Here is a 13,736-nt window from a genome sequence, read left to right as displayed (position 1 = left end):
CCCAAGGTCGGCAACTCCGAGTGCGCACGGCTTCGGTGGCGGAATTCACCTACCACCGGCGTGCCGGACGCTTCACAGGTCCAGGACGATGCCGTCGGTGGGCTTGGAGCAGCAGATGAGGATGTTGCCGTCGGCCGGTGGTTCGACCGGCTCCGGGGAGTAGTCGACGGCGCCCGACATGAGGGCGAGCTCGCAGGTGTGGCAGACGCCGGTGCGGCACGACCACTGAACGGGAACGTCGCACGCCTCGGCGAGTTCGAGCAGGGACTCCTGAGTGTCGTTCCAGGGGACGGTGAGTCCGCTCCGGGCGAAGGAGACGGAGGGGCCCGCGCCGGCCGGTCCTGCGGGCTGATGGGGCGCGGTCGCGGTCGCGGAGCCTTTCACACCGGGGGTGAGCGAGGGGCCGGCGCCGAAGACCTCGGTGTGTACCCGGGACGCGGCGAGCCCTGAGCCGACCAGGGCGGCGGTGACGCTGTCCATGAAGGCCACCGGCCCGCACAGGTAGGCGTCGGCGTCGGTCGGTAGGCCGAGACCGGGGATGCGGTCGGCCGACAGTCGGCTGGCTTCCGTGTAGTCGGTGCCCTGGCGGTCTGCTGCCGCCGGCCTGCTGTAGTAGATGACCGACCGGGCGTGGGGGAGGGCGTCGAGCAGGACGCGGCTCTCCTGGGCGAAGGGGTGCTCGCCGCCGTCGCGGGCTCCGTGCAGCCACCACACCTGGCGTGTGGAGCGGTCCCGCGCGAGGGCGTGCAGCATGGCCAGTACGGGTGTCACGCCCACTCCCGCAGACATCAGCACCACCGGGTTGTCGCCCCCGGCGAGGAAGAACGTGCCCCGGGGCGCGGCCGCCTCGAGGCTGTCACCGACCCGGAGGTGGGCACGCAGCCGGTTGCTGGCCGCCCCGTGCGGCTCGACTTTCACGCTGATCCGGTACGTGCCCGTCCCGGGCTCGCCGGACAGCGAGTAGCTGCGGATCAGCGGCGGCTCGTCCCCCTCGGGGCGGACCTTCACCGTGAGGAACTGGCCCGGCAGTGCGGCCGGCAGCGGCGAGCCGTCGGCCGCGGCCAGGGACAGCGAGAACACGCTCCGGCTCTCGGGCTGGATGCCGGTGACGGCCAGGGGGCGGAAGCCCGGCCAGCCGGGAGGCGGGGCGCCTGCGGCCGCAGTGAGCCCGGCGCTGCCCGAGGAGCCGCCGGAGACGTCGCTGTCGGCACGGTCCAGGAGCGTACGCATGGAGCCCTGCCAGCCCGGGCTGAGCGCCGGGATGCGAAGAGCCCGTTCCACCTGCTGTCGGGTGTGTCCGGGCAGGTAGAGCACGCCGTCGATCTCCTCGACCGTCATCTGCCCGGGACCGGTGGAGACCTTGACGATCTCCTGTCCGGCCTCAACCTCGCCCTCCTCGATCACCCGAAGATAGAAGCCCGGGCGCCGGTGGGATACCAGCAGCGCCGCCATCTGCGGTTCCCCCATGCGCAGGCCTACCCGGTAGCACGTCACCCGCGGCTGTGTGACCTCGAAGACCGCGCCGCCGATGCGGTAGCGGTCTCCGACGCAGACCTCGTCGTCCGGCAGCCCGTCGACGGTGAAGTTCTCACCGAACTGGCCGGGCGCGAGGTCGTCGCGCCCCAGCTCCTTGGCCCAGAACCGGTAGGAGTCGGTCTGGTACACCAGCACCGCCCGCTGCTCGCCGCCGTGACCGCCGAGATCTCCCTGACCGTCTCCATCGATGTTCAGCCGCCGTACCATCCGGGGCCCGGTGACCGTTTGCTTGTAGACGCCGGTGTGCACCGTCTTGCCGTGCCAGGGGACGTCCTTGGGCATCCCGACGTTCACTGCCATCAACGTAGCCACCACGCCACCTCTCTTGCGACGACTGTCGCCGTCTCAGTCGCTTGCGGTCACGATCCCGGCGACCAGGTCGCTGTCCTCCCGGGGCGCAGGCGGACCAAGTGCCCCGCTTCGATGCTGAAGTGGAAAGCGACGAGCGTGCTGTAGTGGCGGCCGTTCGCTTTCACGATGCGGCTGAACCGGCCCGAGGTCACCTCGCTGCCCGCAGCAAACACCGGCCACAGGGTCTTCACGTACTCAGCAAAACCCACTTACTCAAAAAACCTACTTCAGTAATTCGGCGGGTGGGCCGATTACCGGCGGAGGCTCGGGAAGACCTCTCCTCACCGGCCTGGTGTCTCGCGACAGATGGCGCCCCATGCCACCCGGCCAACGCTAGACCCCACTCCCGGGAGAGGGCAACGCCGCAGCAGAACAGCTCGGCGAGGCGGGTGGTGATCCGGGCGGTGAGCTTGTCGATCTAACGCTGAGGTAGTCCACGGTGTCCGGGGCGAGACGGCGACGCAGGCCAGGCCCATTTCGGCGTCGCCGATGGACCCCGGCCCGGGCAGAGTGACGCGCTGGCCAGTACGAGGTAACCCATCAGTCGTGGATGCGGGGCTCGGCGGTACGCCCAGCGGGGACCGTCACAGGCATGGTTGCCCTGGCGGAAGAACGGGCTCTTCTAATATCGAGCGTAGTTGATGTACTACTGATGGCGAGAGCCGCACCGCGTAGTCGCAACCAGGGGCGAGACCGGCCGGGACACCAGTAGACCCTTCCAGCAGCCCGGCAGTACGTCATGTGCACGCCCGTTAGAGATGCGTCCTCCCCAACAACCCCGCCGGCCGGTGCCAACCCGACGAAGGAATGCGCAATGAAGCCCGAACCACTGCACGTGCCGCTGCCTGACGGCGATCTCCACGCCCTCCGCTGGGGCACCGGCGAGCAATCCATCCTCGCCCTGCACGGCACCACCGGCTCGGCCGTCTCCTGGCAGACCGTCGCGCGAAGCCTTCCCGAAGACTGGTCCCTGACCGCCCTAGACATACGCGGCCGCGGCGCCAGCAACGGCCTGCCAGGACCGTATGGCCTGAGTCAGCACGTCGGAGACGTCCTCGCCGCCGTCCACCACCTCGGCGGCTCCCGTCCGGTACTCACCGGCCACTCGCTCGGCGGGTACATCGCCCTGCTCGCCGCCGCCGAACAACCCGCTTTGTTCGAGCGGCTGGTCCTGGTCGACGGCGGACTGCCGCTGCCCGTCCCCGAGTACACCGACCCGGACGCCGCGACCGAGGCGATCCTGGGGCCGGCCCTCACCCGGCTGCGCCGGACCTTCCGGACTCCCGAGGACTACCTGGACTTTTGGCGCGCCCACCCGGCGTTCGCCGACAACTGGAGCGAGGGTCTGGAGGACTACATCCGCTACGACCTCGTCGGCGAACGCGGCGCCTTGCGCTCCCGCGTCATCGAGGAGGCCGTCCGTGTGGACGGCCGGGACCTGCTCCTTGCCGACGACAGGTTCGGCAAGGCGCTGCTCGGCCTCGACCTGCCCACCCTCCTACTGCACGCCCCCCAAGGCATGTTCGGCGCCCCGCCCGGCCTACTCCCCGCCGAAGTGGTCGCAGCCTGGCAGCAGCGCGCCCCGCGCTTGCGCGCCGAACTGGTTCCCGGCACCAATCACTACACACTGCTGTTCGACCCTGAGGCCGCGGTCGTGGTCGCCTCCCGGCTCACTGAGCCGGCGGGCAGCCAACTGCGCTAGGGAGCGTTCCTGATTCGGGATCAAGAGTCGGGTGATTGGGGGGCTTGTGTCACCTGAATCGATTCATCGCGGGGTCTCGCGTATAGGCCCGTACTGTCGGGCGCGGCGCGAGAATCATATGGGGTCGTCCGCTACGTCCGGGCGATAGACTGTGGCTGCACCTCACATGGGATCCCCGCAATATCCTCCTTAGCGTTTCCGGTCATGGAGAGTACCCACAAGCCCGGCAACGGACCGTCTGCCGGTTCAAGGCCCGATCGCGACAGTTTCCTGCTCGGGCGCACGGCGCTGGTCACCGGCGCGGCCAGCGGGATCGGGCGCGCCTGCGCCACGGCCCTTGCTGCCGCCGGTGCCCGGGTGTACGTGGTGGACCGGGCGGCAGAGGCAGCGAAAGCGGTGGCCGAGCAGATCGGCGGCGTCGCACATGTGGTCGATCTGTCCGTCCCGGACGCCGTGGACGCCCTGCCGGACGACGCGGACATCGTGGTCAACAACGCCGGCCTGCAACATGTCGCTCCGGTCCACGAGTTCCCGCCGGACCGCTTCGCGCTGATTCAGCGCGTGATGGTCGAAGCCCCGTTCCGGATCCTGCGCCGCACCCTGCCCCACATGTACGAGAGCGGTTGGGGGCGGGTCATCAACATCTCCTCGGTGCACGGACTGCGGGCCAGTCCCTTCAAGTCCGCGTACGTCACCGCCAAGCATGCCCTGGAGGGGCTGAGCAAGGTGGTCGCCCTGGAAGCCGCCCCGTACGGCGTGACCAGCAACTGCATCAATCCGGGCTATGTCCGCACCCCGCTGGTGGAGGACCAGATCGCAGACCAGGCGCTCGCCCATGGCATTCCGGCCGCGGAGGTGGTGGAGCGGGTGATGCTGGAGCGCACCGCGATCAAGCGGCTGATCGAGCCGGAGGAGGTTGCCGAGGCCGCGCTGTGGCTGTGCGGTCCGTACTCCGGCTTCGTCACCGGCGCCTCACTGCCCCTGGACGGCGGCTGGACTGCGCAGTGACGACTTCCACGACGTCCGGCGCCTCGCGCGGATACGGCCCAGGCCCACCGCGAACGAGGCCGGGCCGGGCGCGGCAACCGCACTCACCGCGCTCCCGACCGGCGTACTCTCCAGGCGCCGCCCGATCCGCTCCGGCTGGGCAGCACCAGGCCATACCCCCCCAACCGTCCCGTGTGTCACGATGGCGAGAAGTATGTCCGAACCATTGATCGCCACCGCGCTGCGCCGCCTCCTCGAACTGCTCGCCGATGGCGCTCCCGCCGATGACCTCGAAGGTCCCCTGGCGGCTGCCCGCGCCGCCGACGCGAGGCCGGACCAACTCATCGGGATCGAGGACGCGACCTGGCTTGCCCTGCGCGTCCACCGCACCCTGGGCCAGCACCGCCGCAGGGAGGCCGAGCTCGCCGCGCTGTTCGACACCGCCGGTGACCTCGCCGCGCTGCGCGACCTCGACGCCGTGCTGCGGTCCATCGTCCGAAGAGCCCGGATGCTGCTGGGCACCGACACCGCGTATCTCACCCTCCCGGATGAGGAGGCCGGGGACACCTATATGCGCGTCACGGACGGCTCGGTCTCCCCGCTGTTCCAGATTCTGCGGCTGGAGCTCGGCAGGGGTCTCGGCGGCCTGGTGGCGCAGACCGCCCGCCCCTACGCCACCCCGGACTACCGCACCGACGAGCGCTTCCGGCACACCCACACCATCGATGCCGGGGTACAGGAAGAGGGGCTGGTCGCCATCCTCGGCGTGCCGCTGCTGCTGGGTTCCCGCGATGGCGGGAAGGTAATCGGCGTACTGTTCGCCGCCGACCGCGCCCCCCGCAACTTCTCTCCGGACGAAGTGGCCCTGCTGAACTCGCTCGCCGCGCACGCCGCCATCGCCATCGATACCGCCAAGGCCCTGGCCGACACACATGCCGCCCTGGCAGAACTGGCCGACGCCAACACCGTCATCCGCGAGCACTCCGCAGCGATGCAGCGCGCAGAGGAGGCCCACGACCGGCTGACCGACATCGTCCTGCGCGGCGGTGAGGTACCCACTGTCGCCGCCGCCGTCGCGGAACTCCTCGGCGGTGGCATTACCGTCCACGACCACGAAGGCACGCGGCTCGCCCGGACCGGCACCGACCAGGACATCGCCGCCGCGGAACTGACTGCCGCGGTGGCCGACTCGCGCGCCGTCGGCCGAGCCGTGCCCCGTGGCGGCCGCTGGATCTGCGCAGTACTGGCCGGACCGGAACTGCTGGGCAGCCTCGTGCTGCACGCCCGGCCCCGGCTGGAGGACCCCGACCGCCGGGTCTTCGAACGCGCGGGCGTGGTCACCGCGCTGCTCCTGCTGCTGCGCCGTTCGGTCGCCGAAGCCGAGAACCGCATCCGCGGGGAACTCCTCACCGATCTGCTCACCGCCCCCGACCGCGACCCGGACGGGCTGGTCGGACGGGGCCGCCGGCTCGGTACCGATCTGGACCGTGCGCACCTGGTGCTCGTTGCCGAAACCGCCGTCCCGGCACGGGCCAAGCTCGCCGCGACCGCCCGGCAGTATCTCTTCGGCCGGGAAGGTATCAGCACCGAGCACGCCGAGATCGTCGTCATGCTGCTGCCATACGACGGGACGACGCCCGGCGAGGCCGCCCGGGCCGCCGCGGCGCAGCTCACCCACCTCATGGCCGCGCCGGTCACGGTGGCCGCCGCCGGCCCCGCCGCCGGGCCGCTGGCCCTCGCCGCCGGTCACGCCGAGGCCGTCCGCTGTCTTCGCGCCCTCCATGTACTGGGCCGCACCGGCGATGGCGCCGACGCCGCCGACCTCGGCTTCCTCGGCGTACTGCTCGGTAACGCACACGACGTCGACGGCTTCATCACCACCGCGCTCGGTCCCCTCCTGGATTACGACGCCCGCCGCGGCACCGAACTCGTCCACACCCTGGACGTCTACTTCGCCTGCGGCGGCAGCCTTACCCGGGCCAAAGACCAGCTGCACCTGCACGTCAACACCGTCGTACAGCGGCTGGAGCGGGTGGAAGCCCTGCTGGGAAAGGGCTGGGACGACCCGGACCGGGCCCTGGAACTCCAACTCGCCCTGCGCCTGAGGCTGTTCGCGGGCCGCCACTGATCTGCCTCCGTTACCCCGCGCGTCCGCGCGGGGTAACGGAGGCAGGAGTCAGGGCCGCACCGGGCTTCTTTCGCGCTATCCCGCCTGTCCGAGCGACCTCTTGCTCGTCCGCGCCTCGCGCAGGCGCCCGGGCAGCCGTACCACCCCGCCCGGCAGTACGTAGACCATGACGACGAAGATCGTGCCGAGCAGGAAGAGCGGCTGCGAGAGAGGTACCCGCAACACCGCCGGGAGCCCGGCCACGGTTCCGGAGCCGGCCAGGTCGCCCAGCCGGTGGTCGGCCCAGGTGTAGAGGACGCCGCCGATCAGCGGTCCCCAGCGGCTGCCGGAGCCGCCCAGAACCACCATCACCAGGAGCGACAGGGTGAAGTCCGAGGTGGTTGTCTGCGGGGTGGCGCCGCCGGTGAGCAGCAGGTAGACGATGCCGCCGAGCGCCGCCAGGGTCCCGGCCAGGACGAAGGCGAGCAGCTTGAAGCCGTACGGCCGCAGACCCAGTACCTCGACCCGGCGCTCGTTTTCCTTGATGCCCTCCCAGACCCGTCCGGTGGGCGAGCGGACCGCCCAGTGCACGGCCACGAGGGTGACCACCAGGTAGGCCAGGGCGATCCAGTAAAGGTTGGCGGTGTGCTGGATGCCGACCAGGGAGGCGGGCAGCTGCTGCGCCGGCGCGGCGCGGCCCTCCTCGCCGCCGGTGATGCCACCTGGATCCCGTTGGACGAGGATGGACCCGGCTTGGGCGAAGGCCAGCGTGACCATGGAGAAGCCGATACCGGTGACCCGGAGGCTGACCGAGCCCAGCAGCGCGGCCAGCACGGCCCCGACGAGTAGCCCGAGTAGGGCGGACGCGACGAACGGCAGGCCCGCCTCGAGCATGATCGTGTTGGTGGCGTAGGTGCCGGCGGCGAAGTACAGAGCATGGCCGAAGGAGAGCAGCCCGAGGCGGCCCACCAGGAGGTCGTATCCGGTGGCGAGGGCGCCGAAGACCAGGCAGAGCGCCAGCAGTTGCAGGGTCCCCGGGCTGCCGACCGGCCCGTCGAAGAGGCCCGGCACCTGCAGCGCGCTGTACGGGGCGATGAACAGGACGAGCAGGAGCACGCCGGGCCACCAGTGACCGGCACGGCGCAGCCAGCCGGGCGAGGACGGCGGCCTCGCCTGGTCGGGGGCCTCCTGCCGGGTCGGCTCAGCAGTGGACGTGGTGGTGCTCATGCGAGCCTCCCGGTGAGTCCGCGCGGCCGGATGAGCAGCAGTGCGGCGAGCATGACGACGACCGCGAGGTCGCCGAGGCCGGCGGCGGTGTAGTAGTTGGCGAACTGCTGGACGAGGCCGACGCCGACGGCGGCCACTGCGGCTCCCGTGATCGAGCCCATGCCGCCCATCACGACGACGACGAACGCGAAGATGAGCAGCGAGGTGCCCTGCCCGGGGTCGACCGAGCCGAAGTACAGGCCGCCGAGCGCGCCGGCGAGGGCGGCAGCGGCACCGCCGATGGCGAAGACCAGGGTGAACGCCTTGCGTACGTCGATGCCGAGGGCGGTGACCATGGCCCGGTCCTCGACGCCGGCGCGGACAACGAGGCCGTGGCGGGTCCGGCCGAGGAAGAGCCTGAGGGCCACCAGCACCACCAGCGCGGCGGCGACGAGCACCAGTCGGTTGACCGGTATCGCCGCGCCGAGCAGCGGAAAGGTACCGGAGAGCGCTGCGGGGCCGGGGAAGGTGCGGGCGTCGGAGCCCCAGATCGCCGAGAGCAGTGCCGGCGTGGCCAGGCCCACGCCTACGGTGGCGAGGATCTGTTCGCGAGGCCGGGTGTAGAGGGGGCGGATGACGGCCAGTTCGAGGAGGACCGCGGCCAGGGTGCCGACCGCCGTGCCGAAGGCCACCGCCAGGACGAAGCCGAATCCGCTCCGGCCGGCTCCGGGCAGGTTCCCGCCGGCGGCCCACCAGGCGCCGTACGCGCCGATGGAGAGCAGGGCGCCATGGGCGAAGTTCAGCACGTCCATCAGACCGAAGATCAGCGATAGGCCGGAGGCCACCAGGAAGTACAGAGCGCCCAGTCCCAGTCCGGTGCAAGTGAGCAGCACGATCGTGGCCATCAGGGTGTTGCCTCCTTGTTCGCTGTGCCTGCGGCGTTCCCCGCGCCCGCGGCAGCCGGCCGGTCCTCATCTGCTGCGGACGGTCGTGGCGCCATGGGTTCGAGCGCTGTTCGTGGCTGAGCTTCTGCCGGGGCGCCGGCGTCGTGGCGGCCCACTCCGAGCAAGCGGCGCAGCGCGTCGGCGTCCGCGAGCAGTGCGGCGGCGGGGCCGCGATGCACGGTCCGGCCGTCCGCGAGGACGGCGCAGTGTGCGGCGAGGCGGCGTACCAGGGCGAGGTTCTGCTCGACCAGCAGGACGGGCACGGCCTCGGCGGCCCGCTCCAGGACCTGGGCGACCTCGGTGACCACCTTGGGGGCGAGGCCCTTGGTGGGCTCGTCCGCGATGATCAGCCGGTTGCCGTTCAGCAGGGTGCGGGCGATGGCCACCATCTGCTGCTGCCCGCCCGAGAGGGTTCCTGCGGCTTGCCGGGCGCGTGTTCTCAGCTCGGGGAAAAGCTCGTGGACGAGCGGGTAGTCGGGTTCCCCAGCCCCTGCTCGCTCGGCCAGCCGCAGGTTTTCCGCGACGGTGAGCGAGGCGAATACCCCGCGGTCCTCGGGGGCGTACCCGATGCCACGGCGGACCAGGTTGTGGGTGGCCAGCCGGACGGTTTCCTCGGCTCCGAGCAGCACGCTGCCGGTCCGGGGGACGAGCCCGAGGATGCCCCGTACGGTGGTGGTCTTGCCCGCGCCGTTGCGGCCGAGCAGGGCGGTGACGCCGCTCGCGGCGACGTCCAGGTCCACGCCGTGCAGGATGTGCCGGCCGCCGATGACGACCCGCAGTCCGCGCACGGTCAGCAACGGCTCGGTCAGCTCGGATGTCACAGTGCCTCCCCGAGGTATGCCTGCTGGACGGTGGTGTCGGCCATCACGGCCTGGGGGGTGTCCAGGGCCAGCAGGGTGCCGTGGTGCATCACGGCGAGCCGGTCGGCCAGGCCCAGCAGGACGTCCATGTGGTGCTCGACCATGAGCACGGTGCGGCCCTCGTCCCGGTGCAGTGAGCGGATGAGCTCGGTCAGGGCAGGCACCTCTTCGGCGCTCACGCCGGCCATCGGCTCGTCCAGCAGCATCAGCCGAGGCTCGCCGACCAGCAGGACGGCCAGTTCGAGCTTGCGCTTCTCACCGTGCGACAGCGATCCGGCAGGCGTGTCGGCGCGGTGGGTGAGTCCGGTGCGCTCCAGGGTCCGGTGCACCTGTTCCGAGTACCGCCCGGCCCGGCGCCAGAACCGGTACGAGCCGCCCGTCGCTGCCTGCGCGGCCAGCCGGATGTGCTCGGCCACGGTCATCCCGGGCCAGAGGCTGGAGGTCTGGAAGGTGCGGCCAAGTCCCCTCCGGGCACGCGTGGACACGGACTCGGCCGTGACATCGGTGCCGTCCAGTTCGACCGTGCCGCTGGTGACCGGGCTGAGCCCGCTGATCAGGTTGAACAGGGAGGTCTTGCCGGCGCCGTTGGGGCCGATGAAGGCCAGGAACTCGCCTTCATGGACGTCCAGGGAGACGCCCTGCAGGATGGTGGCGCCGCCCACCGCCCAGCCGACACCGCTCAGACGCAGGACAGGGGCGGCGGTCGTCGCCCCTGTCGCCGCGCCCCCGGCGACGGCGGGTGCCGTTGCGTTCCGGGGAGCCATGGTCAGCCCGCCATCTTCTTCAACGGCGGCGCGACCGCTGACATCGGGAGAGACTTGAGCAGCTTCGGCCTGGCCGTCGCGCCGGAGCCGGTCAGCTGGGCCTCGAACATCGGCTGGAGCAGGGCGTGGTCCTGAGCGCGGACCTGCTCGGCGCCCTTGACACCGTTGAAGCTCCAGCCCTCCAGCGACTTGACCATCGCCGAGGTGTCGGTGGCGCTGCCGGACTCGATGGCGTGCACGATCATCTGCGCCGCGGTGAAGCCGTCCGGGCTGAACAGGTCGGGTGTGCCGCCCGCCTTGGTGATGCCCTTGATCATCGCCGTCTCGACCGGATTGCCCCCGCCCGCACCCGGGAAGTAGTGGGCGAGGAACGACAGTTTGCTCCCGCCGGCCCCGAAGACCGGGTAGGAGGCGGTGCCGGCCATCCCTGTGACCACCTTCGTGGAGTCGAGGACTCCCTGCTGGTTCATCGCCGTCCACAGCGCGGGAGCGGTGGCCCCGGCCCAGGCGACAAAGACCAGGCTGGGCTTGGCCGACTTGACCTGCTGGGCGAAGGGAGTGAGATCGGTGGCGCTGGGCGGGGCCAGCACGGATCCCACACTCGCGCCCTTCGCCCCGAGCACCGCCTTCACCGCCGCCACGTTGGCCTGTCCGAAGGCCGTGTCCTGGGCCACCACCGTGACCTTCTTGCCCTTGGCGTCGCCCAGCATCGCGGCGGCGGTGAGGATGTCCTGGTAGGACTGCCGCCCCGAGCGGAAGGTGTACTTGTTGATGCCGGTGATCCCGTCACTGGCCGCCGCACCGTCGATGTAGAGCACCTGGTTCTGCGCGGCCAACGGGGCCATCTGCAGGGCGACTCCGGAGTCGGTGGTCCCCGCGAGGATCTTGTAGCCCTTTCCGATCAGGCCCTTCGCGTCGGCGACGGCCTTCGCCGGGTCACCCGCGTCGTCCTGTTCGGTGAGCTCGATGGTGTGGCCGCCGGCCTTTCCGGTGCCATGCGTGGCGTAGTCCAGGCCTGCCTTGAAGCCCTGCTCGTACTGCGCGCCGTAGGCAGCGAGCAGCCCACTGCGGGAGTAGACCAGCCCCACCTTCACCGGAGCGCTCGCCGAACTGCCGGCGGAGCCCGCGCTGCTGGAGCCCGCGGTCCCGGCGGCGGCGCAGCCGGCCAGCAGGGTGATCGTGGCGATCGCGGCGAGCGCGACGGCGGATTTCGTTCTGGCGTCTGTCTGATTCGAAGGCATGCTGGCCGGCTCCTGAGGGTCTGTCGCTATCGGCGACGAGGAGGCGGCGTGTCCCGTGTGAGCCGCTCTCCGGGTGGTCGCCGCGGGCGCGGCGGTTTCCCGCTGTGGTGGTTTGCCCGACCGTAGGAGCCGCCAGGCTCGATCGGTATGTGGGTGCGTTCCACTTCGCTCCGTCGGTGGATGTGGGCAGCCGACATGGACAGTGCCGGAGTGTGCCGGGGAGAGTGAGGATGCCGGCGCCTCGGCCAGCAGCGGGCCCGCGGCATCGGCATCGATCCAAATGGATCCCACCCGAGACCGACCGGCAAATGGGGGTGGGTGAAGGAGCGGGTCGAGGGCAGTGCGTGGAAAGGCGGACGAAGGAGACGTGGCGGAGCTGCGGCGACTGAGGACAACGCCGCCAGGCGAGAGCCTTCGGCCCGCGACGCCGCTCCCCATTCGCCGGTCGGTCTGAGAGGCAACGGTATGGACAAGGTGGTGGACTCGGCTACGCGAGCCGTCGAGGACATTCCCCGCGGTGCGGTCCTGGCTGTCGGGGGCTTCGGGCTCTGCGGCATCCCCTCGACGCTCATCGCCGCCCTCGCCGAGGCGGGTACGGCGGGACTGCGCGTGGTCTCCAACAACTGTGGCGTGGACGACTGGGGCCTGGGGCTGCTGCTGCGGGCCGGGCGGATCGCCCGGATGACGTCCTCGTACGTCGGCGAGAACAAGGAGTTCGCCCGGCAGTACCTCAGCGGGGAGCTGGAGGTGGAGCTCACTCCGCAGGGCACCCTGGCCGAGCGGCTGCGTGCCGGCGGCGCAGGCATCCCGGCCTTCTTCACCCCGGCGGGGGTAGGCACCCAGGTCGAGGAGGGCGGCCTACCCTGGCGGTACGCCTCCGACGGCAGCATCGCCCATGCCTCCCCGCCCAAGGAGGTACGGGAGTTCGGCGGCCGCCGCTATCTGCTGGAGGAGGCCATCACCGCCGACTTCGCTCTCGTCCGGGCCGAAGTCGCCGACCGCCACGGCAACGCGGTCTTCAACGCCGCCGCCCGCAACTTCAACCCGTTGTGCGCGATGGCCGGCCGGATCACCCTCGTGGAGGCCGAACGCATCGTCGAGCCCGGCGAGATCCCGCCGGACGCGATTCACCTGCCCGGCGTCTACGTCGACCGGGTGGTCGCCGCGGACCCCGCCGACAAGCGCATCGAGCGCCGCACCCTCCAGCCCGCCCGCACCTCGCCGGAGAAGTGATCATGGCCCTGACGCGTGACCAACTGGCAGCTCGCGCCGCCCGGGAGCTCAGTGACGGCCAGTACGTCAACCTGGGCATCGGACTGCCGACGCTGATCCCCAACCACCTCCCCGAAGGCATCGAGGTGGTGCTGCATTCGGAGAACGGCATCCTCGGGGTCGGCCCCTTTCCCCTTGCGGGCGAGGAGCATCCCGACCTGATCAACGCCGGCAAGGAGACCGTCACCGTGCGGCCGGGCGCTGCCTATTTCGACTCGGCGGCCTCCTTCGGCATGATCCGCGCCGGCCGGATCGACATCTCGATCCTCGGTGCCATGCAGGTGTCCGCCTCCGGGGACCTGGCCAACTGGATGATCCCGGGGAAAATGGTCAAGGGTATGGGCGGAGCCATGGACCTGGTCCACGGGGCCCGCCGGGTCATCGTGGTGATGGAACACACCGCCCACGACGGGTCGCCGAAGATCGTGCGGGAGTGCACCCTACCACTCACTGGGCAGGGAGTCGTCGACCGCATCATTACCGACATGGCTGTCATCGACGTCACGCCGGGCGGTCTGCGGCTGGTCGAAACGGCTCCCGGCATCACCGCCGAAGAGGTCCAGAGGGCCACGGACACCGAACTGCTCGTCCCCGAAGCGACGGGCGGCGTCTGACCTCTCCAGCCAATGCCGGAAGGTCCCCCACATCAGCCAACGCGGGGATGCCCCGTGCCAGTCACCCGGGTGGCACGGGGCGCCCATCAGCTGTCCGGCCACCCGGGCGGCACCACAGGCGCCGGCCTGCCTCTCTTCGGCGGCGTCGTGCG

12 protein-coding genes are annotated in these 13,736 nt (G+C 70.9%); 5 read left to right on the top strand and 7 right to left on the bottom strand.

The window, feature by feature from the left end:
- Positions 1 to 72 precede the first annotated feature (72 nt).
- Together FCI23_RS23600 and FCI23_RS23595 are read right to left on the bottom strand one after the other, a co-directional pair.
- The gene (locus FCI23_RS23600; protein ID WP_136725933.1) at positions 73 to 1,848 is read right to left on the bottom strand and encodes an MOSC and FAD-binding oxidoreductase domain-containing protein; all 1,776 of its coding nucleotides are present in this window, start codon (positions 1,846 to 1,848) and stop codon (positions 73 to 75) included.
- Between the two features lie 47 nt (positions 1,849 to 1,895).
- On the bottom strand, positions 1,896 to 2,078 hold the full coding sequence (locus FCI23_RS23595; protein WP_136725932.1) for a hypothetical protein: 183 nt from the start codon (positions 2,076 to 2,078) through the stop codon (positions 1,896 to 1,898).
- Positions 2,079 to 2,701: 623 nt separating this feature from the next.
- Here FCI23_RS23595 and FCI23_RS23590 point away from each other — a divergent pair.
- The 3 genes from FCI23_RS23590 (at position 2,702) to FCI23_RS23580 (ending at position 6,704) form a co-directional block, all read left to right on the top strand.
- The gene (locus FCI23_RS23590) at positions 2,702 to 3,589 is read left to right on the top strand and encodes an alpha/beta hydrolase (RefSeq protein WP_136725931.1); all 888 of its coding nucleotides are present in this window, start codon (positions 2,702 to 2,704) and stop codon (positions 3,587 to 3,589) included.
- Positions 3,590 to 3,793: 204 nt separating this feature from the next.
- On the top strand, positions 3,794 to 4,597 hold the full coding sequence (locus FCI23_RS23585) for a 3-hydroxybutyrate dehydrogenase (RefSeq protein WP_136725930.1): 804 nt from the start codon (positions 3,794 to 3,796) through the stop codon (positions 4,595 to 4,597).
- A 193-nt stretch (positions 4,598 to 4,790) separates the two neighbouring features.
- Positions 4,791 to 6,704, top strand: a complete 1,914-nt coding sequence (locus FCI23_RS23580; RefSeq protein WP_136725929.1) for a helix-turn-helix domain-containing protein — start codon at positions 4,791 to 4,793, stop codon at positions 6,702 to 6,704.
- A gap of 75 nt (positions 6,705 to 6,779) precedes the next feature.
- Here the strand turns inward: FCI23_RS23580 and FCI23_RS23575 are convergent, their stop codons facing one another.
- The 5 genes from FCI23_RS23575 to FCI23_RS23555 are packed head-to-tail and all read right to left on the bottom strand — an operon-like array spanning position 6,780 to position 11,698.
- Entirely contained in the window at positions 6,780 to 7,910 is a 1,131-nt protein-coding gene (locus FCI23_RS23575) for a branched-chain amino acid ABC transporter permease (protein WP_136725928.1), read from the bottom strand.
- Entirely contained in the window at positions 7,907 to 8,794 is an 888-nt protein-coding gene (locus FCI23_RS23570; RefSeq protein ID WP_136725927.1) for a branched-chain amino acid ABC transporter permease, read from the bottom strand. Before FCI23_RS23570 ends, FCI23_RS23575 begins: the two co-directional genes overlap by 4 nt.
- Complete coding sequence (locus FCI23_RS23565) at positions 8,794 to 9,642, bottom strand: ABC transporter ATP-binding protein (RefSeq protein WP_136725948.1); 849 nt, start codon at positions 9,640 to 9,642, stop codon at positions 8,794 to 8,796. Before FCI23_RS23565 ends, FCI23_RS23570 begins: the two co-directional genes overlap by 1 nt.
- A gap of 8 nt (positions 9,643 to 9,650) precedes the next feature.
- A complete protein-coding gene (locus FCI23_RS23560; RefSeq protein WP_136725926.1) occupies positions 9,651 to 10,457 on the bottom strand; it encodes an ABC transporter ATP-binding protein in 807 nt (268 codons plus the stop codon).
- 2 nt (positions 10,458 to 10,459) lie between these two features.
- On the bottom strand, positions 10,460 to 11,698 hold the full coding sequence (locus tag FCI23_RS23555; RefSeq protein WP_136725925.1) for a substrate-binding domain-containing protein: 1,239 nt from the start codon (positions 11,696 to 11,698) through the stop codon (positions 10,460 to 10,462).
- Positions 11,699 to 12,163: 465 nt separating this feature from the next.
- On the opposite strand from FCI23_RS23555, the gene FCI23_RS23550 reads away from it, so the two are divergent.
- Both FCI23_RS23550 and FCI23_RS23545 read left to right on the top strand, forming a co-directional pair.
- A complete protein-coding gene (locus FCI23_RS23550; RefSeq protein ID WP_136725924.1) occupies positions 12,164 to 12,931 on the top strand; it encodes a CoA transferase subunit A in 768 nt (255 codons plus the stop codon).
- 2 nt (positions 12,932 to 12,933) lie between these two features.
- Positions 12,934 to 13,584, top strand: coding sequence for a CoA transferase subunit B (locus FCI23_RS23545; RefSeq protein ID WP_136725923.1), 651 nt, complete (start codon positions 12,934 to 12,936; stop codon positions 13,582 to 13,584).
- Positions 13,585 to 13,736: the final 152 nt, after the last annotated feature.

This window comes from Actinacidiphila oryziradicis (assembly GCF_005047355.1).
Lineage (GTDB): Bacteria > Actinomycetota > Actinomycetes > Streptomycetales > Streptomycetaceae > Actinacidiphila > Actinacidiphila oryziradicis.
This window is presented reverse-complemented; position numbering and strand designations above follow the sequence as displayed.